The following is a 23,733-nucleotide window of genomic DNA, read 5'->3' as shown; positions in this document are numbered from 1 at the left end:
CCGACGAGGAGCCAGCCGTGGCCGAACACCCGCCGGGGCGTCGGCAGCCCGGCGGCCATGAGCATGGCGGGCCAGATCACCGCGTGAAACCGGGCGATGTCCTTGCCGACGAGTTGCACGGCCGGCCAGCGGCGGTCGAAGTTCGATTCGTCCGTGCCGTAGCCGATCGCGGTGATGTAGTTGAGCAGCGCGTCGAACCACACGTAGAGCACGTGGCTGTGGTCCCACGGGATCTTGATGCCCCAGTCGAAACTGGACCTCGAGATGGAGAGGTCGTCGAGCCCCGACTTCACGAACTGGATGATCTCGTTGCGCACGCTCTCCGGCTGGATGAAGTCCGGCTGCGACTCGTACAGGTCGAGCAGCTTCTGCTCGAAGTCGCTCATGCGGAAGAAGTAGTTCTTCTCCTTGAGCACCTCGACGGGGATCGAGTGGATCTTGCAGAGCAGCTTTCCGGCGTAGTCGCCGCTCGGCAGCTCCATGAGGTCGTCGATCTGCTTGTACTCCTCGCAGCCCACGCAGTAGTAGCCCTCGTACTCACCGGAGTAGATGAACCCGTCGTCGTAGAGCTTCTGCAGGAAGATCGTGACGGCGCTCTCGTGGCGTGCGTCCGTGGTGCGGATGAAGTCGTCGTTGGCGATGTTGATCGTCTTGAGCAGCGGCAGCCAGGCATCCGCGACGAGCTTGTCGGCCCAGGCCTTCGGCGTCGTGTCGTTGGCGACAGCCGTGCGCAGGATCTTCTGGCCGTGTTCGTCGGTGCCGGTGAGCAGCCAGGTGTCGTCGCCGCCCTGGCGGTGCCAGCGCGCGAGCACGTCGGCCGCAACTTCGGTGTACGCGTGACCGATGTGCGGCACATCGTTCACATAGAAGATGGGCGTCGCAATATAGAAGGAATCACCGGCGGCCATGGGCTCCAGTCTATTCGCCGACCGGGGAGTGTTACGTGCGTCGCCGTTCGCCCGCCGCGTGATCCGGCGATCGACCGTCGCAACTGGTGCGGACGTCCGATCGCCGGATCACGGTGGCGCGGTTAGTGCCTGCCCTGCGCGAGCAGCGACAGCAGCCCGAAGGTCACGCCGCCGATCCCCGTCACGTTGTCGTACCGCTTCGCCGTGGTGAGCGTCGTGTCGGTGTCGAGGCTGATCAGGAAGCTGCGCCCGCTCCTGGCGCTCGTGTAGACGAGAGCCTGGCGCGGATCCTGCGGCAGCACGTCGCGGAACGAGGACGGCAGGATGCGGTCGAGCCCGTACAGGGTCGGGTTGGCGAACCCGATCGAGGTGCGGGTCGCCTGCTGCACGATCGCGATCTGCGCGGCCACGATCGGCGACGCGAGCGACGTGCCACCGTAGGTGTCCCGTTCGAACGCACCGGTCTCGAGTGTCGTGTCATCGACGATCGGGCTGATGCCGATCGAGAAGCCGGTGTACGGGTCGGCGAGCGCCGCGATGTCGGGAGACACCCGGAAGCCCTTCGACTGTGACGCCGGCACGATGCCGTGCTGGTAGGCGGGGGCCTTGAAGACGCCGCTCGTGCCGCCGCCCGCCCCGCCGAGGAACAGCGTGCCGGGGGGCGTCTCCGTGTACTTCAGCACCCCAGCGGTCGACGTGATCACGTCGGCGGTGTCGCCCCATCCGGTCTCGAGCGCGATCTTGCCGCCATTGTCGATGCCGACACTCGTGCCGCCCACCGCCGTCACGTACGGCGAGGATGCCGGGAAGTCGGGCGATGCGAAGCCGAGGTTGGCGATCTCGTCACCGTTGTCGCCGCTCGAGAAGTAGAGCCCGATTCCCTCGCCTGCGGCCTGGATGTGCAGGTTCTCCGCGCCCATGAGAGCGTCGAAGGGGATGGCCTCCCCGAGGTTGCCGTAGCTGTTGCTCACGATGTTGGCGAGCTTGTTGTCTAGCACGTTCGCCAGTGCGACATCGAGACCGCCGCCGCAGTTGAATCCGCCGACGTAGAGGATCTTGGCACCGGGGGCGATGCCATGCACCGACTCGACATCGAGGGTCTGCTCCCCCTGCCAACCGCTCGGGAATCCGCAGGCCTCCTGGTCCTTGAACTCGCTCGGCGCCGGCACGATCTGCCGGTAGGTCGCCGAGGTGAGGCCCGGCTCGCCGAGAGCGGCCGAGTAGGTGTTGACGTCGCTCACGATCGACGGCGACGCGTAGGCGTCGAGGATCGCCACGGTCTGGCCGGCGCCGTTCACGCCCGACTTGGCGAGCGAGTCGAGCCCGTAGGCCGAACGCAGCTGCGCCGGGGTGTACCCGCAGATGTTGGTGCTGAACTGGGTCTTGCCGTAGGCGGCCGGCACCGTGACCGTGTTCTCGCCGATGTAGGTCGAGCACGGGGCGGGCACCGTTGGAGTGACGGCGGCCTGGCGGCCGAAGGCCTGCACGCCGTCCGCCGCGCCGAGGTCGCCCTGCTTGATCGAGTCCGGCCTGGTGAGGAAGCGGGCCTGGTCGAGGCTGACGCCGGAGACCTTGCCGCCGAGAGCGGCAGGCACGGAGGGCGCCGCGGCCGGCGCGACGAGGGTCTGGCCGGCGTAGCTGTAGTTGTGGAGATCGGTGGCGAAGCCCGCGTTGAGCTGGGCGGCCGTGCCCCGGAAGACGACGAACTGTCGGCTGGCCGGCACCGCGCTGATCGTGAGGCCCTGCGACGTGAGGTAGGAGACCACCTCATCCAGGTCGGCCTGGGTCGGGGAGAACCGCTGGATCCACTGCTGGGGGGAGAGCGCCTGGCGGTAGCCGCGCACGCCGGGGGTGGACACCGCGACCGCGAGGGCCTCGGCCGCCGCAGCGTTGCGCAGGGGCAAGTAGATCTCACCCTCCACCGTGGTGTCGGCGGCCGGCGCTCCGGCGTCGTTGGCGGTCTTCGCCCACGACGGCACGGAACCAGAGAACGGGACGCGATCCGCGGCGGTGGCCGCCGAGACTCCCGTGAATGACAGGGCGACGACTGCTGCCACCGTGGCCACGATGGCGACGATCCTTCGTGAGGACGCCCCCGAGCGCGCGAAAATGGTCATCCAAAATCCTTCCTGAGCACAAGGCATGAAGCGCGAAACCGCACAAACGTGACCCTAATGCTGAGCAAAAGTAACCACAAGGGGGGCAGAAGAATCGGTATATGCGGCGCCGGTGGGCGTCAGCCGTGCACCGGGCGGGCTCGCCCTAGGCTTGCGGCATGAGATATCGCAGGATCGGCGACACGAAGGTGAGCGCGATCGGGCTCGGCGCGATGCCCCTGTCGATCGAGGGTCGGCCCGAGCGCCCCCAGGCGATCCGCACCATCCATGCCGCCCTCGACGCCGGCATCACTCTCATCGACACCGCCGACGCCTACACGACGGATGCCGACGGTCAGGGCCACAACGAGACCCTCGTCGCGGAGGCGCTCGCCTCGTGGTCCGGCGACACCTCCGGTGTGCTCGTCGCGACGAAGGGCGGGCTCGTGCATCGCGACGGCGGACCGTGGGACCGGGACGGCTCCCCCGCCCACCTCAAGCAGGCGGCCAGGGAGTCGCGACGCCGACTCGGCGTGGAATCGATCGGCCTCTACCAGTTTCATCGCCCGGACCCCGGGGTCTCCTACGAGACGTCGATCGGCGCCATCCGCGAGCTCATGGACGAGGGCGTGATCCGCATGGCCGGCATCTCCAACGCCAACCTCAAGCAGATCGCCCTCGCCGACCATGTGCTCGGCGGCCGCCTCGTGTCGGTGCAGAACCAGTTCTCCCCGGCGTACCGGTCGAGCGAGGGAGAGCTCGACTACTGCGTCGAGCGGGAGATCGCCTTCCTGCCCTGGAGCCCCCTCGGCGGCGTGGGGCGCGGCGCGGAGGTCTTCGGCGACCACCCGGCGTTCGCCGAGATCGCGGAGGAGCTCGGGGTGAGCCCGCAGCGGGTCACCCTCGCGTGGGAGCTCGCGCTCGGCCATTGCGTGATCCCGATCCCCGGCGCGAGCCGCCCGGAGAGCATCGCCGACTCCGCGCTGGCCGCCGACCTCGTGTTGCGCACGAGCGACCTCGAGAGGCTCAGCGCGAGCTGACCCCGCGCGAACTGAGCGCCCCCTCGTAGAGGTCGCGTTTGCCGAGGCCCGTCGCCTCGGCGACCTCGGCCGCGGCCTCCTTGAGCCGGGAACCGGACTCCACCAGGGCAAGGACCTGGCCGATGCCGGTCGCGAGATCCACCTGCTGGGCGGCACCGCCCTCCACGACGATGCAGATCTCACCCTTCACCCCGGCGGCGGCCCAGTCCACGAGCTCGGCGGCGGTTCCCCGGCGCACCTCCTCGTAGAGTTTCGTGAGCTCCCGGCAGACGGCCACGCGACGGTCGCCGCCGAGGGCCGTCGCGATGTCGCCGAGCGCGCCAGCCAGCCGATTGGGCGACTCGAAGAAGACCATTGTGCGCGGTTCCCGCGCCAGCGTGCGGAGGAAGGCGAGCCGGCCCTTGCGGGGCAGGAACCCCTCGAAGGTGAACCTGTCGGTCGGCAGGCCGGACACGGCGAGGGCGGTGATGACGGCGGAGGGGCCGGGCAGCGCGGTGACTGTGACGCCGGCCGCGGCCGCCGCCGTCACGATCGAGAAGCCGGGGTCGCTGATGGCCGGCATGCCGGCATCCGTGAGCACGAGCACGTCGACACCCCGCGCGAGCTCCACGATCTCGGCCGCCTTGGCCACCTCGTTGTGCTCGTGCAGGGCGATCAGCCGCGGCCGGTTGTCGATGCCGAGGGCGCGCATGAGGTGGATGGTGACCCTGGTGTCTTCCGAGGCGATGACCTCGGCGTTGCCGAGCGCCTCCACGAGTCGCCGGGAGGCGTCGCCGAGGTTGCCGATCGGAGTCGCGGCGAGGATGATCATGGCCCCATCCTCCCATCCCGGTTCTCACCGGTTCGCTCCCCTAGCATTGCTCCTGTGACCAGACCAGACGCCGGCTTCGACGCGCTCGTCGCCCCCGCCGCCGGGAGAGCGCCCGACCGGGCGACAGACGACGCGACCGCTGGCCAGCATCCACTGACCCGAATCGATGCCTGGTGGGGGCGGATGCTCGGCACGCCGCTGCGGCAGCGCCTGTGGTACTGGGGCGGTCCGATCGCTGTCACCCTCCTCGCCGCCGTGCTGCGGCTCTGGCGGCTCGGCGACCCGCACTCCCTCGTGTTCGACGAGACCTTCTACGTGAAGGACGCGTACACGCTCATGAATCTCGGCTACGAGGGGTCGTGGCCGGCAGACGCCGACAAGAGTTTCAACGCCGGCACCGTGAACATCTACTCGTCGGCCGGGTCGTACGTGGCCCATCCGCCGCTCGGAAAGTGGCTCATCTCGGTCGGGCTTCGGGCGCTGGGCGCGGAGAGCAGCGTCGGCTGGCGCATCAGCACCGCCGTCGCCGGCATCCTCGCGGTGTTCATTCTCGCGATGATCGCCCGCGCCCTGCTCACGTCGACCGTGCTCGCGACGATCGCGGGCGGGCTGATGGCGATCGACGGCCACGCCATCGTGATGTCCCGCACGTCGCTGCTCGACAACTTCGTGATGATTCTCACCCTCGCGGGCTTCTGGGCGATCCTGCTCGACCGCTCCCAGAGCGCGTCGAGGCTCTCCGCGTGGATCGCGGCCAGGACGGATGCCGGCCGAGGCACGGACTGGGGGCCAGCCCTGTGGTTTCGTCCGTGGCTCGTCGCCGCCGGGCTCGCCTTCGGACTCGCGAGCGCCACGAAGTGGAGCGGCCTCTACTTTCTCGCCGCGTTCGCGATCTACTCCCTCGTCGTCGACGCCGCCGCGCGTCGCCGGGCCGGGCTCGTGTTCTGGGCGAGCGGCGTCGTGTTCCGGCAGGCGCCGGTCACCTTCCTGCTCACCGTCCCGATCGCCGGGGCGGCCTATCTCGCGAGCTGGATCGGCTGGTTCCGCACCTACGGCGGCTACTATCGCGGCTTCGCAGACGCGCCGGGCAACGCGGCGACCGGAGTGTTCTCGAGGGTGCCGCACTCGATCCAGAGCTTCTGGCACTACCAGCAGAGCGTCTACGACTTCAACGTGAACGAGCGCGCGGTGCACTCGTACTCGGCCAACCCGCTCGGCTGGCTCTTCCTTCAGCGGCCGACAGCCTTCTTCTACGAGGGGCAGGCCCAGGGCCAGGGCGGGTGCACGCTGGCCGGCGGATGCGCCCAGTACATCACCTCGATCGCGAATCCGCTCATCTGGTACGCGGCGACCGCGGCGATCTTCTACCTCGTCTATCGCCTCATCCGGTACCGCGAGTGGCGGGCGGGACTCATCCTGATGGGCATGGTCGCCGGCTACCTGCCCTGGCTGCTCTACACGCAGCGCACCGTGTTCCAGTTCTACGCGATCGTCTTCGAGCCGTACATGATCCTCGGCCTCGTCTTCGTGATCGGCCTGATTCTCGGTTCGCGCACGGATCCCCCCTGGCAGCGGCTGCGCGGCATCCGGATCGTGGCGGTTTTCCTGGTGCTCGCGGTGCTCGTGAGCGCCTTCTTCTACCCGGTGTGGACGGGTCTGCAGATTCCCACCTGGTTCTCGCAGGCGCACTACTGGCTGCCCGGCTGGCGATAGCCGTGGCGTGTTACGTCTCGTGGCGTGCGCGAGCGGCCCGGCCGGCCACGCTCCGGTAGCGTTCTCGCATGGCCGAACGCGACAACACAGACCGAGAGTGGGGCTTCCGCACCCGCGCAATCCACGCCGGGAACATCCCCGATGCCGTCACCGGGGCGCGTGCCCTGCCGATCTACCAGACCGCCGCCTTCGTCTTCGACGACACCGCGGATGCCGCGGCCCGCTTCGCCCTTCAGAAGTACGGCAACATCTACAGCCGCCTCGGCAACCCCACCGTCGCCTCGTTCGAGGAGCGCATCGCCTCGCTCGAGGGCGGGCTCGGCGCGGTCGCGACGGCGAGCGGTCTCAGCGCGCAGTTCATCACCTTCGCCTCGCTCGCGGGCGCCGGCGACCACATCGTCGCCTCCGCGAGCCTCTACGGCGGTTCGATCACCCAGCTCGACGTGACCCTGCGCCGTTTCGGCGTTGACACGACGTTCGTGCAGGGCTCCAACCCGGAGGACTACGCGGCGGCGATCACCGACAAGACCAAGCTCATCTTCGCGGAGATCGTGGCGAACCCGTCCGGCGAGATCGCCGACCTCGAGGGGCTCGCCGATGTCGCCCACGCGCACCACATCCCGCTCATCATCGACTCGACGATCGCCACCCCATACCTCACCCGGCCGATCGAGTGGGGAGCGGATGTCGTGGTGCACTCGGCCACGAAGTTCCTCGGCGGGCACGGCACGACCCTCGGCGGTGTCGTGGTGGAGTCCGGCCGGTTCCACTGGGCCAACGAGCACTTCCCGCTCTTCGACCAGCCGGTGCCGTCGTACGGCGGGCTGAACTGGCACGGCAACTTCGGCGAGTACGCGTTCCTCACCCGACTGCGTGCCGAGCAGCTGCGCGACATCGGTCCTGCGCTGTCTCCGCACTCGGCCTGGCTGCTCGCCCAGGGCGTGGAGACCCTCCCCTTCCGCCTGCAGGCGCACGTGGACAACGCCCGCATCGTGGCCGAATGGCTCGAGGCCGACCCACGAATCGAATTCGTGAACTGGGCCGGGCTGCCGGGCCACCCGCACTTCGACCGCGCGAAGAAGTACCTTCCCAAGGGGCCGGGCGCCGTGTTCAGCTTCGGCGTTCGGGGCGGCCGAGAGGTGGGGCAGACGTTCATCGAGTCGGTGAACCTGGCCAGCCATCTCGCGAATATCGGCGACGCCAAGACGCTCGTGATCCATCCCGCGTCGACCACGCACGCGCAGTTGAACGAGCAGCAGCTCGCCGATGCCGGCGTGCTTCCCGGACTCGTGCGCATCAGTGTAGGAATAGAAGACCCGGACGACATTGTTTACGACCTCGACCAGGCATTGACGGCCGCGACGAAGGGCAACTGATGAGCACAGCACCGGCGACCGATGTGACCGTTCTGCCGAACGGCCTCAGTTGCGCGCTCCCGGCCGATTCTCCGCTCGCCAGGCTGCTCAAGTCGCAGCGCACCTGGGTGGGGCCGAGCGCCAAGGAGCGGCTCGCGATCCTGCGCAAGGCGAAGTCGATCGCGATCGTCGGGGCGTCCCCCAATGCCGCGCGGTCGAGCTACTTCGTCGGCACCTACCTGCTGCAGTCGAGCGACTACCGGGTCTATTTCGTCAACCCGAACGCCGACACCATCCTCGGGCACAAGGCCTATCCAGATCTCGCGTCGCTGCCGGAGGTGCCGGACATCGTGGATGTGTTCCGCAAGGCGAGCGACATCCCCTCCGTGATCGACGATGTCGTCGCGATCGGTTCCCCGGTGATCTGGGTGCAGCTCGGCATCTGGAACCAGGAGGCCGCGATCTACGGCGAGAGCAAGGGACTGACGGTGGTGATGGACCGGTGCATCAAGATCGAGCACGCCCGGTTCCACGGCGGCCTGCACCTGCTCGGTTTCGACACGGGAGTGATCACTTCCCGCAAGACGGTGCGCTGAGGCCTCCAAGGCAGCTTGCTCGCCCCGTTGTGCAGGACAGCGGTTCTTCGGCCCCGTTGTGCAGGACAACGGTTCTTCGGCCCCGTTGTGCAGGACAACGGTTCTTCGGCCCCGTTGTGCAGGACAGCGGTTCTTCGGCCCCGTTGTGCAGGACACGGCCCCGCCAGCCCGGCTCCCCCGCACAGACTCCCGTTCTGCAGGACAGCTAGTCCGGCGCCCGCGTGGAGTGTCGGCGTGCCGGTGAGGCGCCGTCCTGCACAACCAGAGTCCGCCGGCCGTCACGCCCGAACCGGGAGCGCCAACGTCCTGCACAACCGGAACGCGAGGCGTCCTGCACAACCAGAGTCCGCCGGCCGTCACGCCCGAACCCGGAGCGCCAAACGTCCTGCACAACCAGAACGCGAGGCGTCCTGCATAACCGGAACGCGAGGCGTCCTGCACAACCGGAGCGCCAACGTCCTACACAACCGGAGCCTGCTGGCCGTCACGCCCGAAGCACTCAGGACCGCAGAGCGCGCTCGAGCTCGGCCGCATCGGTGAGCGGCAGCCGGCAGACGAACGACTCGCAGAGGTAGGCGGCCTCCCGGTCCCGGCCCTCGAAGAGCTCGAACCCGGCGGCGGCGAACGCGGCGGTCTGGGCGCGGGTGACCACCGTGCTGACCGCCCCGCTGCGAAACCAGCCGCGGGCGACGGATGCCATGGCCGAGTCCGCGTCGTCCGTCACGACCACGAGCTGGCCGACGGGCGCCGCGAGCGCGGACATCACGGCGAGCGCCCCGCCGAACGACACCGGCCGCGGCACCGCGAGGGGCGCGAGCAGTTCCATGGCGTGCTCGCTTGCCTCCCGATACGGGGCATGGCCGGTGAGCAGGTACAGCCGGAGCGAAGCAGAGGCCATCGCGCTTAGCCCGGACGGATACGCGCCCTCCGACGGGTCGACCTCGAGGGCCAGGCCGCGGGCCGCGAGCGCCGGGTCGGCACCGCCTGGCACGCCGAACGGAGTGGCGGCGGCCGCCGCAATGGAGACATCCACGAGGTGGCGCGCGGCGATCGCGTAGCGCACCTCCCCGCTCGCCCCGGCGAGCGCGACGAGGCCGGCGGCGAGCATGCCGTAATCCTCGAGGGTGGCCTTGGCGCTCGACACGCGCTCCCCGATCGACGCGCGGAGCAGCGTGCCGTCCGCCGCGAGATGCCGGGTCAGGATCGCGTCGGCCGTCGAGCACGCGGCCTCCACCCAGTCGGGACGGGAGAGCGCAAGGCCGGCCGTGGCAAGCGCCTCGATCGCGAGACCGTTCCAGCCGGTGAGCACCTTCGCGTCAACCGCCGGGGGCTGCCCAGCGGCCCGCCCCGCGGCATCGAGGGAGTAATAGCCGCCTTCCACGCGCACGCCGTCGACCGTGCTCTCGCTGTCCTGGGCCGAGGCGAAACCGCCGCCGGGCCGGGAGAGCACGCCGTTAAGGAACGAGACGATTCCCTCGGCGGTCGCCCGGCCGCTGCCCGGCTCGAGCTGCTCGAGGCGCGCGTAGGCCTGGAGCAGCAGGGCGTTGTCGTAGAGCATCCGCTCGTAGTGCGGCTCTGTCCAGTCGCGCGCCGTCGCGTAGCGGAAGAAGCCGCCCTCGAGGGAGTCCCGCAACCCGGAGCCGGCCATGGTGCGGAGGGTGCGCGCGGCCAGCGCACCCGCCTCCGTGTCCCCGGCGGAGCCCCGTTCGAGCAGAAAGAGCAGCACGGGCGCGACCGGGAACTTGGGCGCTCGACCGAATCCGCCGAACGCGGTGTCCTCGCCATCGAGCACGTGCCGCACCGCCAGCGCGAGTCCCGCGGCGCCCGGCAGGGCACCGGCCGCCGGCACGCCCTGGTCGGCGATCGCCGCCGCAACGACAGCGGCGTTCTGCTCCACCTCCGCACGCCGGTGCCGCCACGCGTCGAGCACGGACTCGAGAACCTGCCGGAACGCCGGATGCCCGCCCATCGGCGCCGGAGGCCAGTAGGTTCCGGCGTAGAAGGTGCGACCCTGCGGGGTTACGAACACGTTGAGCGGCCAGCCGAGGTTCTCGGTGAAGGCGCCCGCCGCTGCGAGATAGCTCGCGTCGACATCGGGATGCTCCTCCCGGTCCACCTTCACGGCCACGAAGCCGTCGTTGAGGAGTGCCGCGATGTCCGGGTCGCTGAAACTCTCCCTCGCCATCACGTGGCACCAGTGGCAGGTGGAGTAGCCGATCGAGATGAGCAGCGGAACATCCCGGCGCTCCGCCTCCGCGAAGGCGGCATCGCCCCAAGGAAACCAGTCGACCGGGTTGTCGGCGTGGGACCGCAGATAGGGGCTCACAGCATCCGTCAGGTGGTTCGGCATCTCTCCAGCGTAGGCTCAGAGGGTGTCTACGACAGCCATCACCTACATCGGTGGACCAACGGTCCTTCTCGATTACGCGAACCTCCGCATCGTGACGGATCCCACGTTCGATGCGCCCCAGACCTATGCCGAACCGGGGTCGACCACCCTCGTGAAGACGCACGGCCCCGGCATCCCGCGAAGCGAGCTCGGCCCCGTCGACCTCGTGCTGCTCTCGCACCACGGCCACAAGGACAACCTCGACTACGAGGGTCTCGAACTGATCGCGCAGGGCATTCCGACGCTCAGCACCGTGATGGCGGCGAACGACCTCTTCGGCGGAAGCGTGATCGGCCTCGACGGCTGGGAGACGTTCGAAATCGGGGCGGTCACGATCACCGCCGTGCCGGCGCTGCACGGTCCGCCCGGCTCGGAACGCCGGTCGGGACCGGTCATCGGCTTCGTGCTGCAAGCACCGGACGAGCCGACCGTCTACGTGAGCGGCGACAACGCGTCCCTCCCCCTCGTCGGGCAGATCGCCGACCGCTTCGCGCCCATCGACATCGCCGTGCTCAACGCGGGCGCGGCGCGCGTACCCGCCGTGGATGCTCCGCTCACCCTGACCTCGGCGGATGCCGTGGCTGCGGCGCGAATGCTGGGCGCGAAACGGGTGGTCGGCGTGCACACCGAGGACTGGGCGCACTTCTCGGAGAACCGCGCCAACCTGGAGGCGGCGTTCGACGGCACCGACCTCCTCGTCGCCACGCCGCGGGGCGAACGGGTGCAATTTTACTGGGGCGTATGACTCGGAACACCCGGGGTCGAAAGTCCTAGGTATGTCCGCGCCTCGGGCCTATCATGAGCAGATGTCTGATCCTAGAGTGCAGAGAACCCGGCTCCACGTGCGCAATACCGCCCGCCAGATGCTCGGCGAGCGCTCGGGGGAGCCGTTGACGCTAACCAGCCTCGCCACGAGAGCGCAAGTCTCGCGGCGCACGCTGTACACCCACTGGGGCACGATCGAGCGCGTCATCAGCGACGCCGTGACGCTCCATGAGAACAGCGACGGACTCAGCCCGGATGGACTCTCGCCGCGCGAGCGCCTCGAGATCTTCCTGGGCACGATCCGTGAACGCCTGCACGACCCGGTGACCAATGTCGCCCTCGCGACCCTGATCCACCAGGCCGCCCAGGACGACGCCGCGGCCGAGCCTCTCGCCGCCCTCGGCGCCTGGCCGATCGACGCCTTCACCGACGCTGTCGCCCCGGTCACCCGGGACCAGTACCTGCAGATCGTGGGACCGCTGTTCCTCTCCGAGTTCGTGATGCGCGAGCCGGCGTCTGACGCGCTGCTCGCGAAGCTCGTGCAGACCGGTCTCGACCTGCTCGCGCTCGACCAGCTCGCACCGGTCGCCGGAGCCACCCAACCCGTCTAAACCAACTCGCTGGAAGGCCAACTCGCTGGAAGGCCAGAACACGACATCCAGACCACTGGAGGGCGGAGCCTGGGGCACCGCCTTCCAGTGCCGGGCATTCGTGGTCGAGGTCAGTCGATGTGCCGCTCGTCCGGGCCGTTGTAGAGGCTCAGGGGACGGATGAGCGCGTTCGCGCCAAGCTGCTCCATGATGTGCGCGGTCCAGCCGGTGATCCGGCTCGCGACAAAAAGCGGCGTGAACATCTCGGTGTCGAAGCCGATCAGGCGGTAGGCGAGACCCGACGGGTAGTCGAGGTTCGGCTTGATGTTCTTGCGCTCCGCCATCGCGGTCTCGAGGGCGTCGTAGAGATCGCCGAGATCCTGCGCGTCGTGCTCGGCGATGAGGGTGTCGAGCGCCGCCTTCATGGTGGGCACCCGGGAGTCGCCGTGCTTGTAGACCCGGTGGCCGAAGCCCATGATCTTGCGCTTCTCCGCGAGCGCGGCGTCGAGCCAGGCCGCGGCCTTGTCCGCGCTGCCGATCTCGTCGAAGGCGTGCATCACCGCCTCGTTGGCCCCACCGTGCAGCGCGCCCTTGAGGGCGCCGATCGCGCCGACGACGGCGCTGTACAGGTCGGCGAGGGTGGAGGTGATCACGCGCGCGGTGAACGTCGACGCGTTGAACGAGTGCTCGGCGTAGAGGATCATCGACACGTCGAAGGCGTTGACCACGACGAGGTCAGGCACGTCGCCGAACGTCATGTGCAGGAAGTTGGCGCTGTAGCCGAGGTCGTCGCGCGGCTCGACCAGGTGCTCACCGCGACGGCGGCGCTGGTCGTACGCGACGATGGCGGGAATCTTGGCCAGCAGCGACACCGACTTGGCCAGGTTGGATTCGGGGCTCGAGTCTGCCGCATCCGGATCGTTGGCACCAATGACGCTCACCGCGGTGCGCACGACATCCATCGGGTGGGCGGTCAGCGGAAGATCGTCGATCACGCGCTTGACGTTGTCGTCCAGGGCCCGGAGCGAACGCTCGAGGGTCTCGAACTCGGCCAGCTGGCGTTCGTCGGGAAGATCGCCGTGCCACAAAAGGTAGGCAACCTCCTCGAAGGAGCACTTCGCGGCGAGCTCCTGCACCGGGTAGCCGCAGTACAGCAGCGAATTGGTGTCTGAATTCACCTTCGAGACCGCCGTGAAGTCGACGACGACACCGGCGAGGCCCTTGTGGATGGCTGGATCGGTCATGGTGCTCCTTGTGATTTTCCGTGGCCCGGCCGTCGTCAGACGGTGAAGTTGAATACCGAACTATCGAACGCGTTGTACGCCTCGTAGTCGAGCAGCTCGTACAGTCTCGCCCGGGTTTGCATGTCGGGAACGCGCGAAGCGAGCGAACCCTCCGCATTGATGGTATCGAGGCCGCGCTCCGCCGCCCCCATCGCCAGCCGAAGAAGGCTCACCGGGTAGATGACGATATTGATTCCGACATCGGCGAGCTGCCGGGTGGTGAACAGCTCGCTCTTGCCGAACTCGGTCATGTTGGCGAGGATCGGCACGTCGATCGCCCGGCGCACCGCCTCGAATTCGGCGAGGTCCGCCATCGCCTCGGGGAAGATCGCATCGGCGCCGGCATCCACGAGCTGCCGGGTGCGGTCGATCGCCGCCCCGATTCCGTCCAGGGCCCGGATGTCGGTGCGCGCCATGATGAGCAGGTTCGGGTCGCGGCGGGCCGAGACGGCCGCGCGGATGCGCTTGATCGCCGTGTCGGAGTCGACAACGGCCTTGCCGTCGAGGTGGCCGCAGCGCTTGGGGTTGACCTGGTCCTCGATGTGCAGGCCGGCGACCCCGGCGTCCTCGAGGGTCTGCACGGTTCGGGCCACGTTCATCGGCTCGCCGAATCCGGTGTCGGCGTCGACGAGCGATGGCAGGTCCGTCATCCGGCTGATCTGCTGGGCGCGGGCCGCGACCTCGGTGAGGGTCGTCAGCCCGATGTCCGGCAGGCCGAGGTCGGCGGAGATCACGGCGCCGGAGATGTAGACCCCGTCGAAGCCCTTGTCCTGGATGAGCCTGGCGCTCAGCGGGTTGAAGGCGCCCGGCAGGCGCAGCAGCTCACCGGTCGCGAGGGCGCCCCGAAGGTTGGCGCGCTTCTCGGCGGCGGTGGTGGTGGCGTACAGCATCAGAAGAGTCCCTTCGGGCCGGGGAAAGCGGCCAGGAGTCCCGGGCGGGCGGTGACGGTGAGGCCGGACAGGTCGTCGGCGGCAAGAGACGGCAGCCGCTGGGCGAGGTCCAGGAAGCGCTCGATCTCCGCCGGTTCGAGCACACCGTCCGCGAGGATGCGAAACTTGGCCACGTACTGCTCCCGGGCGAACGGCCTCGCGCCGAGCGGGTGCGCGTCGGCGACGGCGATCTCGTCGACGATCGTTGAGCCGTCGGTGAGGGTGATCGCGACGCTCCCGCCGAAGGCCTTCTCGGCCGGGTCGGTCGAGTGATAGCGGCGCGTCCACTCCGGATCCTCCTCGGTGACCACGCGTCTCCACAGCGCGACGGTGTCGGGGCGGGAGGCCCGCTCCGGAGCGTAAGAGCGCTCGTGGTTCCACTCGCCGTCCTGCAGGGCGACCGTGAAGATGTACGGGATCGAGTGGTCGAGAGTCTCGCGACTCGCCCGGGGGTCGTACTTCTGCGGGTCGTTCGCGCCCGACCCGATCACGAAGTGCGTGTGATGAGAGGTTCGGATGATGACCCGCTCGATGGTGCCGCCGTCACCGAGTGCCGGATACTCCCGGTGCAGCTTTCTGGCGAGATCGATCCAGGCCTGCGCCTGGTACTCCGCCGAGTGCTCCTTTGTGTACGTGTCGAGGATCCCGCGCTTGGCCTCGCCGGCCTCGGGCAGCGGAACCTCGTACCGGGCATCCGGTCCGTCGAGCAGCCAGGCGATCACGCCGTCCTCGCCCTCGTAGATCGGGGTGGGGCTCGTCTGCCCGCGCATCGCCCGGTCGACGGCCTCGACCGCCATCTTGCCGGCGAAGGCCGGGGCGTACGCCTTCCAGGTGGAGATCTCGCCCTTGCGGGACTGCCGCGTCGCCGTGGTCGTGTGCAGGGCCTGCCCGATGGCCTGGAAGATCGTGGCGGTGTCGAGCCCGAGCAGGGTGCCGATGCCGGCGGCCGCCGACGGGCCGAGGTGCGCGACGTGGTCGATCTTGTGCGCGTGCAGGCTGATCGCCTTCACGAGGTCGACCTGGATCTCGTAGCCGGTGGCGATGCCGCGGATGAGGTCGCCGCCCGACTTGCCTGCGTGCTGGGCCACGGCGAGGATCGGCGGGATGTTGTCACCCGGGTGCGAGTACTCGGCGGCGAGGAAGGTGTCGTGGTAGTCGAGCTCGCGCACGGCGACCCCGTTCGCCCAGGCCGCCCACTCGGGGCTGTACCGGCCGCCGAAGCCGAAGACCGTGGACCCGGGGTCGTACGGATGATCGTGCGCCTGGGCCCGCGCGGCCACGACGGGAGCCCTGGTGAGCGACGCGGTGGCGACCGCCGCGTTGTCGATCACGCGGTTGACGATCATCTCCGCCACCTCATCCGTCACCGCCACCGGGTCGGTCGCGACCTCGGCGATCTTCCAGGCGAGCTGGTGCTCGCGCGGCAGGTTCTCGGAGCTCGGGTGCGGACGAACGGAGTGCAGTTTCACGGTGCTTCCTTACGTGGTCGGGGCGTGTTGAGTGGACTCGAGGGCGCTTTGCAGCGCGTTGTGCAGGTGCACGTGGGTCGCATGGGCGGCGAGGTCCGCGTCGCGCGCGTCGATCGCCTGCACGATGAGCAGGTGTTCCCCCGCGGCGGCCGAGAGGCGCACCGGGTTGTCCTTCGCGAGGCGGCGCACGCGCACGAGATGGGTGCGAAGGCCGTTGAGCGCAGCGACCAGATACGGGTTTCTTGCCGCGTCATCCACAGCCTGGTCGAACCGCTCGACGAGCCCGTAATAGGCGTGCCTGGCCGGATCGTCGCGTTCGAGCAGTTGCGGCACGGCCTGGAATTCGCGGCCGAGCTGGTGGAACACGTCGCCCTCGTGCCGGATCGCCGCGAGTCGGGCCGCCTGCGCCTCGAGGGACTGGCGCACCTCGAACAGCTCGCGGATGTTCTCCACCGAGATGTCGCTCACGACGAGTCCCCGGCCGGCCTGGGCGCGCACGAGACCGTCGGCGGTGAGCCGGGCGAGAGCCTCGCGCAACGGCGTGCGGGAGAGGCCGAGCCTGGCCGACTGCTCCACCTCGCCGAGCACGCTCCCTGGCGGTAGCTCCCAGTCGATGATCTCTTCGCGAAGAACGAGATAGGCGCGATCGCTCGCGCGCAGTGCAACAGCTATGGTCCCATCTCCCTCGTTGGCGGGCGTGTCGTGCAGTCTAGGCTGTGTATACAAATTAGACAATTGTGACCCTATTCGGACTCAATATGCCAGACTAGAGCATCTTTGTGTATACACACGAACTTCAACGGGGAGGTTTTCATGGACTATCGCTCCACGACAGAGCGCAGCATCCGCGATCCTGAGGGATTCTGGCTCGAGGCTGCCGAGGCGATCGACTGGGACGTCGCACCGACCGCGGCGATCGACGCGTCGAACGCCCCCCTCTACCGCTGGTTCGCCGACGGCATGCTCAACACCTGTTACAACGCGCTCGATCGGCATGTGATCGCCGGCCGCGGCGACACCACGGCGCTCATCTACGACTCCCCTGTGGTCGGCGCGAAGAAGAGCTACACCTACTCGGCGCTGCTCGAGAAGGTCGCCCGGTTCGCCGGCGTGCTCGCCCAGGCCGGCGTGTCGGCCGGCGACCGCGTGGTGATCTACATGCCGATGATGCCGCAGGCCGTCGTGGCGATGCTCGCCTGCGCGCGCCTCGGCGCCGTGCACTCCGTCGTCTTCGGCGGTTTCGCTGCGAAGGAGCTCGCCGTCCGACTCGACGACGCCGAGCCGACCGTGATCGTGACCGCCTCGGGCGGCATCGAACCGAGCCGGGTGGTCGAATACCTGCCGACGATCGTCACCGCCCTTGAGCTGAGCCGCGGCACGGTGCGCACCGTGATCGTCAAGGACCGGCCGGAGGTTCCCGGCTCCGCCCGGGAGCTCGAGGGCGCGGCCGGCGTGGACTGGTGGGACTGGGACGAGGCCGCCAGCGTCGCGACGCCCCACGATCCGGTGCCCGTCGCGGCCACCGACCCGCTCTACATCCTCTACACCTCCGGAACGACAGGCGCGCCGAAGGGGGTCGTTCGCGACAACGGCGGCCACGCCGTGGCCATGGCGTGGTCGATGCGCAACATCTACGACGTGCACCCGGGCGATGTGATGTGGACCGCGAGCGACGTCGGCTGGGTCGTCGGCCACTCCTACATCGTCTACGGGCCGCTCATCGCCGGGGCCACGACGGTGCTCTACGAGGGCAAGCCGGTCGGCACGCCGGATGCCGGCGCCTTCTGGCGCGTCGTGAGCGACTACAAGGTCAAGGTGCTCTTCACCGCCCCCACCGCGCTGCGCGCCATCCGCAAGGTCGACCCGCACGCCACCCTCGCCGACCAGTACGACCTCGGCTCGCTCGACGCTCTCTTCCTCGCCGGCGAACGCCTCGATCCGGAGACCTGGACGTGGGCGACCGCGCTGCTCGAGAAGCCCGTCGTCGACCACTGGTGGCAGACCGAGACCGGCTGGGCGATCTGCGCGAGCCCGCGCGGCATCGAGGAACTGCCGCTGCGGGCCGGCTCCCCCTCCTTCCCTGTGCCGGGCTTCCAGGTGGAGATCGTGGACGAGCACGGGCACGAGCAGCATCCGCTCTCCGAGGGCAACATCGTGATCAGGCTCCCACTGCCGCCCGGAACCCTCAGCACGCTGTGGAAGGGCGACGACCGCTACATCCACTCGTACCTCTCCGCCTTCCCCGGCTTCTACCTCACCGGCGACTCCGGCTACTTCGACCGCGAAGGCTACCTGTATGTGATGGGACGCACCGACGACATCATCAACGTCGCCGGGCACCGCCTCTCGACCGGCTCGATGGAGCAGGTGCTCGCGCAGCATCCGGCCGTCGCCGAGTGCGCGGTCATCGGCGTCGCCGACCAGCTGAAGGGGCAGAAACCCGTCGGCTATGTGGTGCTCAAGAGCGGCTCGACCCCCGTCGAGAGCGAGCTCGCCGCGGAGCTCGTCGCCATGGTGCGCGACCAGATCGGCGCGGTCGCCGCCTTCCGCGATGTGGTGGTGGTGAGCGCGCTGCCGAAGACGCGGTCGGGCAAGATCCTGCGCAAGACCATGCGCCAGATCGTGGATGGCGAGGACTACGTGATCCCGCCGACCATCGAGGACACCCAGGCGATCCAGGTGATCGTGGACTCGGTGGCACGCGGCTGACCTTCCGCCGCCCCGCTCCCGTCGTCGCCCGCCCGCCCTCGCCCGCCCCGCCCTCGCCCGCTCGCCCTCGCGCCCCCGCGCCCCCGCGCCCTCGCCGCCCCTCGCCCGCCCCCGCATCGTCGAGGTGCCCAGACTTGTCGCTTCAGCTGCAGAAAAGCGACAAAACTGGGCACCTCGTTGCTCGGAGTTGCTCGAGCGGGGCGGACGGGGCGAAATAGTCAGAGGGTGCGAGGCAGGGCGGCAAGAGCGCGGATGCGGGCCACAAGCTCGACCGGATCCTTCAGGTCGTCGGCGTTCAGCTCCATCACTCGCCAGCCCAGCGCCTCGAGACGCGACCGGCGGGTCATGTCGGCGCGCCACTGGCGCTGCCCCGGGCGGTGATAGTCGCCCTGGTATTCCAGAATGATCTTCTCCGCGTCGAGGATGAGGTCCGTGCGACCGACGAACTCGCCATTTCGATCGGTGACGGCGTGATTGACCCGAGGTTCCGGAAACCCGGCAAGCAGCAGGATCACCCGAAGGTGCGATTCCGGCGGCGACTCCGCGCGGTCGCTGAGCATCTGAACTGCCCGCCGGAGAACCTTAAGTCCGCGGCGCCCGACGCGCGACGCGACGGCGACCTCGAGCTGCTTCCGGGTGGCGAGCGGCTGTCGCCAGTGGATGATGTGGTCGCCGGCAGCCACAAGATCAGGCAGGGTGAGAATGTCGGCGAGATCGCACCAGGTTCTGGCCGCCGACGTGAGGCGAATACCCCCTCGCACGGCGATGTCGATCTCTTCGATGCGAAGCCGATGGCCGGCAAGCCCTCGAGCATGAGGCGCACGGGTCGGATCCACGACACTCACGTGCAGAGCGGGATCCGTCTCGCAGGAGAGCGGCACGGGGATGCCGGCGAGCACGGCCGCTGTTGTATGACTGAAGAACGCGTGGTCCGGCAACCGCCGCTGCAGCAGCAGGCACCGCTCGCGAAGCGTGCTCGCCCGGGCGGCCGATCTCAGGCCCCAATACCTGCGATCAAGGTCGCCTGCGCGCAGTCGTCGAGCGCTCAGCCCAGACGCACGGCCCTCTTCCACGGTGAACGCCCCGCGCGCGATCCCCGGCGGGAGCGGGCGGGGGCGACGGGGCATGCCTCGAGACTGCCGGATCCCGCGCAACGCCGAGCGCCTTCTCCACATCGCGGTCGTACGGTTCCATTCAGGCGCCCGCTTTCGCCGCTACCCGTGTGCCCTTGACGGCAGAAGTGGGCACCTCGAGGCCGGAGACTCTGCCCACCTACACTCCGTAGGATTAGAAGCCGCATGTCGGACATCCCTATCACCTACCCGGAAGACCTCCCGGTCAGCCAGCGGCGCGAGGACATCGCCGCCGCCATCCGTGATCACCAGGTCGTGATCGTCGCCGGCGAGACGGGCTCGGGCAAGACGACGCAGCTGCCGAAGATCCTGCTCGAGCTCGGCAAGCAGAGCATCGGTCACACCCAGCCGCGTCGCATCGCCGCCCGCACCATCGCCGAACGCATCTCCGACGAGCTCGGCACCCAGCTCGGCGCCCTCGTCGGCTACCAGGTGCGCTTCACCGACCGGGTCGGCAAGGACACCCGCATCAAGCTCATGACCGACGGTATCCTGCTCAACGAGATCCACCGCGACCGGCTGCTCACCAAGTACGACGCCATCATCATCGACGAGGCGCACGAGCGCAGCCTCACCATCGACTTCCTGCTCGGCTACCTGCGGCAGCTCCTGCCCAGGCGGCCCGACCTCAAGGTGGTCATCACCTCGGCGACGATCGACCCGCAGAGCTTCTCGAAGCACTTCGGCGACGCCCCGATCATCGAGGTGAGCGGCCGTACCTTCCCGGTGGAGGTGCGCTACCGCCCGCTCGTGGCCGAGGCGCCGATCGACGACGACGAGGATGCCGCCGAGACCGCGGCCGACCTCGACCCGATGGAGGGCATCAACGCCGCCCTCGACGAACTCGCCCGCGAGGGCACCGGCGACGTGCTCGTCTTCCTGAGCGGCGAGAACGAGATCCGGGATGCGGAGGAGTCGATCCGCGGACGGAACCTCCCGTTCACCGAGGTTCTGCCCCTCTACGGGCGGCTGAGCGCCGCCGACCAGCACCGAGTGTTCGACACCGCCAGGGCGCCCGGCATCCGGCGCCGGGTCGTGCTCGCCACCAACGTGGCCGAGACGAGCCTCACGGTGCCGGGCATCAAGTACGTGATCGACGCTGGCACGGCCCGCATCTCCCGCTACAGCGTGCGGTCGAAGGTGCAGCGCCTGCCGATCGAGGCGGTCAGCCAGGCGAGCGCCAACCAGCGTTCGGGCCGCAGCGGCCGGACGAGCGACGGCATCGCGATCCGGCTCTACTCCGAGGCCGACTACATGTCGCGACCGGAATATACCGAGCCGGAGATCCTTCGCACCAATCTCGCCGCCGTGATCCTGCAGATGATCTCGCTCGGGCTCGGCGACATCGCGAGCTTCCCGTTCCTGCAGCCGCCGGACTCGCGGGGCATCAAGGACGGCCTCGATCTGCTGCGGGAGCTCGGCGCCGTCGCCGGCACCAGCGCCGAGCCCACGATCACCCGGGTGGGCAGCCAGCTCGCGCAGCTGCCGATCGATCCGCGCCTCGCCCGCATGGTGGTGGAGTCGAAGCAGCACGGGGTCACGCGCGAGGTGATGGCGATCGTCGCGGGCCTCAGCATCCAGGATCCCCGCGAACGTCCCCTCGAGCGGCGCCAGCAGGCCGACCAGTCGCACGCCCGCTTCGTCGACCCGACGAGCGACTTCCTCACCCTCGTCAACCTCTGGAACTACCTCGAGCAGCAGGAGAAGGAGCTCAGCGGCAACCAGTTCCGCCGGATGTGCCGCAGCGAATACCTCAACTACCTTCGGGTGCGCGAGTGGAAGGACGTCTACCGGCAGCTCGAACGCCAGGCCAAGCCGCTCGGCCTCGTGATCACCGGCGCGAGCGTCAACCCGAACGGCATCCACCGCTCGCTTCTCGCCGGCCTGCTGAGCCAGATCGGCATCCGGGATGCCGCGAAGAAGGACTACGTGGGCGCTCGCCAGGTGCGCTTCAGCATCTTCCCCGGTTCGGCCCTGGCCAGGAAGCAGCCGGCCGAGATCATGTCGGCCGAACTGGTGGAGACGAGCCGGCTCTTCGCCCGCACGAACGCGGCGATCGATCTGGCCTGGGCCGAGCCGATCGCGGGGGACCTGGTCAAGCGCAGCTACGGCGAACCGCACTGGGAGAAGAAGCAGGGTGCGGCCGTCGCCTACGAGCGGGTCACCCTCTACGGCGTGCCGATCGTCGCGAGGCGCCGGGTGCAGTTCTCCCGGGTCGACCCCGGCTACGCCCGCGAGCTGTTCATCAGGCACGCGCTCGTCGACGGCGAGTGGGATCTGGCCAGGCTCGATGCTCGGATGAGTGCCTTCGACCGCGCCAACCGCGCCCTGCGCCGGGAACTCGCCGAGCTCGAGGAGCGCACCAGAAGACGCGACATCCTCTACGACGACGAGGCCGTCTTCGAGTTCTACCAGCGCCGCATCCCGGCGGACATCACCTCCCAGCGATCCTTCGAGACCTGGTGGCGCACGGCGCGGGTCGAGACTCCCGAACTGCTCACGATGACCGCGGAGAACCTCGTCGACGAGCCGGAGGCGACCGAGGTCGAGCCGGTGGAGGACGCATACCCGAGCCTCTGGCAGCAGGGTGACCAGCGCCTCACCCTCACCTACCGGTTCGAGCCGGGCGCGGAGGACGACGGCGTGACCGTGCAGGTGCCGATCGCGCTGCTCGCCCGGTTGAGCCCGGACGGTTTCGACTGGCAGGTGCCCGGGCTGCGCGAGGACCTCGTGACGGCGCTGATCAAGTCGCTGCCGAAGCCGATCCGCCGCAACGTCGTGCCCGCAACCGACTGGGCACGCAAGCTTCTCGCCGAGCTTCCGGCCGAGCCGGGCGAGTTCTCGCTCAAGGCGACCCTCGCCGCCGCGATCACCCGGCTCACCTACGTGCCGGTCGCCGCCGGCGACTTCGACGAGGCCCGCATTCCGCCGCACCTGCGGATGACCTTCGCGGTGCTCGACGAACGGTCGCGCCCGGTCGCGAGCGGCAAGGACCTGGTCGAGCTGCAGAAGCGACTGGCCACGTCGGTACGGGAGAGCGTTGCACGCGCCTCTGTCGCCATCCCGACCAACGCGATCGAGCGCACGGGCATCACCAGCTGGGACTTCGACGAGCTTCCCCGCATCCTCGACACCGAACAGGGCACCAACACGATCCGCGCGTACCCGGCCCTCGTCGACGAGGGCGCGACGGTGGCGATCCGGCTGATGAGCACCCCGCAGGACCAGGCGAGCGCGATGCGAGCCGGGGTGCGTCGGATGCTCCTCCTCGCCATCCCCTCCCCCGTCTCCTACGTGCAGGAACACCTCACCCAGGCCGAGAAGCTCACCCTCGCGCAGAGCCCGTACCGCACCACCGGGGAGCTCTTCGCCGACTGCATGGCGGCCTGCATCGACGCGGTGCTCGGCACCCGCGAGGTCTGGACGCGGCCCGAATTCGAGTCGGCGCGGGATGCCGTGTCCGCGACGATCATGGACTCGCTGTTCCAGACGGTGTCGCTCGTGTCCACGATCATCGCCCGTGGCCGCGAGGTGGAGAAGGCCATCAAGGCCGCCACGAGCGTCGCGCTGCTGAGCCCGCTCGCGGACACCCGCGAACAGCTCTCGGCGCTCGTCTATCCCGGCTTCGTGTCGGCGACCGGCCTTGCCCAACTGCGCCGACTGCCGGTGTACCTCACGGCGATCGTGCACCGTATCGGCAAGCTGGCCGAGAACCTGGGCCGGGACCGGGTGTGGATGTCGGAGGTGCAGTCGGCCACGGCGCGCTACACCGCGGCCGGCGGCACCCTGTCGCTCGCGACCGGGGCCGACGAGCGTCTCGTGCGCGCCCGCTGGCTGCTCGAGGAGCTGCGGCTGAGCCTCTTCGCCCAGCACATCGCCACGGCAGAACCGGTGTCGTTGCAGCGCATCACGCGGCTTCTCGCCGAATAGCCGGCCGAGCCCCCGAA

The 23,733-nt window shown here is 69.0% G+C and carries 17 protein-coding genes; 8 read left to right on the top strand and 9 right to left on the bottom strand.

From position 1 onward, the window contains the following. The coding region (locus tag VIM54_RS01320) for a methionine--tRNA ligase (protein ID WP_331898495.1) at positions 1-908 on the bottom strand (908 nt) is incomplete at its 3' end. 122 nt (positions 909-1,030) lie between these two features. Beyond that, positions 1,031-3,025: a S53 family peptidase gene (locus VIM54_RS01315; RefSeq protein WP_331898493.1), complete on the bottom strand. Its 1,995-nt coding sequence runs from the start codon at positions 3,023-3,025 to the stop codon at positions 1,031-1,033. Between the two features lie 158 nt (positions 3,026-3,183). Between VIM54_RS01315 and VIM54_RS01310 the strand changes: the two genes are divergently transcribed. Further along, positions 3,184-4,044 (top strand): aldo/keto reductase, encoded by an 861-nt coding sequence (locus VIM54_RS01310; protein ID WP_331898492.1) that lies wholly within the window; start codon positions 3,184-3,186, stop codon positions 4,042-4,044. Here VIM54_RS01310 and rsmI read toward each other — a convergent pair. Next, entirely contained in the window at positions 4,031-4,855 is an 825-nt protein-coding gene (gene rsmI / locus VIM54_RS01305) for a 16S rRNA (cytidine(1402)-2'-O)-methyltransferase (RefSeq protein ID WP_331898490.1), read from the bottom strand. The genes VIM54_RS01310 and rsmI overlap by 14 nt on opposite strands. Positions 4,856-4,909: 54 nt before the next feature. Here rsmI and VIM54_RS01300 point away from each other — a divergent pair, with 54 nt between their 5' ends. The 3 genes from VIM54_RS01300 to VIM54_RS01290 all read left to right on the top strand — a co-directional run bounded on the left by VIM54_RS01300 (position 4,910) and on the right by VIM54_RS01290 (position 8,519). After that, positions 4,910-6,568: a dolichyl-phosphate-mannose--protein mannosyltransferase gene (locus tag VIM54_RS01300; protein WP_331898488.1), complete on the top strand. Its 1,659-nt coding sequence runs from the start codon at positions 4,910-4,912 to the stop codon at positions 6,566-6,568. 68 nt (positions 6,569-6,636) lie between these two features. Then, a complete protein-coding gene (locus VIM54_RS01295) occupies positions 6,637-7,944 on the top strand; it encodes an O-acetylhomoserine aminocarboxypropyltransferase/cysteine synthase family protein (RefSeq protein WP_331898487.1) in 1,308 nt (435 codons plus the stop codon). Continuing rightward, positions 7,944-8,519: a CoA-binding protein gene (locus VIM54_RS01290; RefSeq protein WP_331898486.1), complete on the top strand. Its 576-nt coding sequence runs from the start codon at positions 7,944-7,946 to the stop codon at positions 8,517-8,519. Before VIM54_RS01295 ends, VIM54_RS01290 begins: the two co-directional genes overlap by 1 nt. Before the next feature lie 499 nt (positions 8,520-9,018). Here the strand turns inward: VIM54_RS01290 and VIM54_RS01285 are convergent, their stop codons facing one another. Then, a complete protein-coding gene (locus VIM54_RS01285; RefSeq protein WP_331898485.1) occupies positions 9,019-10,869 on the bottom strand; it encodes a thioredoxin domain-containing protein in 1,851 nt (616 codons plus the stop codon). Between the two features lie 22 nt (positions 10,870-10,891). Here VIM54_RS01285 and VIM54_RS01280 point away from each other — a divergent pair, with 22 nt between their 5' ends. Both VIM54_RS01280 and VIM54_RS01275 read left to right on the top strand, forming a co-directional pair. Continuing rightward, positions 10,892-11,653: an MBL fold metallo-hydrolase gene (locus VIM54_RS01280; RefSeq protein WP_331898483.1), complete on the top strand. Its 762-nt coding sequence runs from the start codon at positions 10,892-10,894 to the stop codon at positions 11,651-11,653. Between the two features lie 61 nt (positions 11,654-11,714). Further along, positions 11,715-12,284, top strand: a complete 570-nt coding sequence (locus VIM54_RS01275) for a TetR/AcrR family transcriptional regulator (protein ID WP_331898481.1) — start codon at positions 11,715-11,717, stop codon at positions 12,282-12,284. Positions 12,285-12,394: 110 nt separating this feature from the next. On the opposite strand, the gene VIM54_RS01270 is transcribed toward VIM54_RS01275, so the two are convergent. From VIM54_RS01270 to VIM54_RS01255, 4 genes are read right to left on the bottom strand one after another with little or no spacing between them, the layout of a single operon-like run. Further along, positions 12,395-13,507 (bottom strand): bifunctional 2-methylcitrate synthase/citrate synthase, encoded by a 1,113-nt coding sequence (locus VIM54_RS01270; RefSeq protein WP_331898479.1) that lies wholly within the window; start codon positions 13,505-13,507, stop codon positions 12,395-12,397. Positions 13,508-13,542: 35 nt separating this feature from the next. Then, the gene (prpB, locus tag VIM54_RS01265) at positions 13,543-14,436 is read right to left on the bottom strand and encodes a methylisocitrate lyase (RefSeq protein WP_331898477.1); all 894 of its coding nucleotides are present in this window, start codon (positions 14,434-14,436) and stop codon (positions 13,543-13,545) included. Then, positions 14,436-15,944, bottom strand: a complete 1,509-nt coding sequence (locus VIM54_RS01260) for an MmgE/PrpD family protein (protein ID WP_331898476.1) — start codon at positions 15,942-15,944, stop codon at positions 14,436-14,438. Before VIM54_RS01260 ends, prpB begins: the two co-directional genes overlap by 1 nt. Positions 15,945-15,953: 9 nt before the next feature. After that, a complete protein-coding gene (locus VIM54_RS01255; RefSeq protein ID WP_331898498.1) occupies positions 15,954-16,604 on the bottom strand; it encodes a GntR family transcriptional regulator in 651 nt (216 codons plus the stop codon). A gap of 153 nt (positions 16,605-16,757) precedes the next feature. Here VIM54_RS01255 and VIM54_RS01250 point away from each other — a divergent pair, with 153 nt between their 5' ends. After that, positions 16,758-18,653: an AMP-binding protein gene (locus VIM54_RS01250; RefSeq protein WP_331898474.1), complete on the top strand. Its 1,896-nt coding sequence runs from the start codon at positions 16,758-16,760 to the stop codon at positions 18,651-18,653. A 218-nt stretch (positions 18,654-18,871) separates the two neighbouring features. On the opposite strand, the gene VIM54_RS01245 is transcribed toward VIM54_RS01250, so the two are convergent. Continuing rightward, entirely contained in the window at positions 18,872-19,780 is a 909-nt protein-coding gene (locus tag VIM54_RS01245) for a hypothetical protein (protein ID WP_331898472.1), read from the bottom strand. 159 nt (positions 19,781-19,939) lie between these two features. On the opposite strand from VIM54_RS01245, the gene hrpA reads away from it, so the two are divergent. Continuing rightward, positions 19,940-23,716, top strand: coding sequence for an ATP-dependent RNA helicase HrpA (gene hrpA / locus VIM54_RS01240; protein WP_331898496.1), 3,777 nt, complete (start codon positions 19,940-19,942; stop codon positions 23,714-23,716). Positions 23,717-23,733: the final 17 nt, after the last annotated feature.

Source organism: Lacisediminihabitans sp., from assembly GCF_036569425.1.
Classification (GTDB): Bacteria; Actinomycetota; Actinomycetes; order Actinomycetales; family Microbacteriaceae; genus Lacisediminihabitans.
Note: the sequence above shows the minus strand (reverse complement) of the source record. Positions and strands in the feature narration are given on the sequence as shown.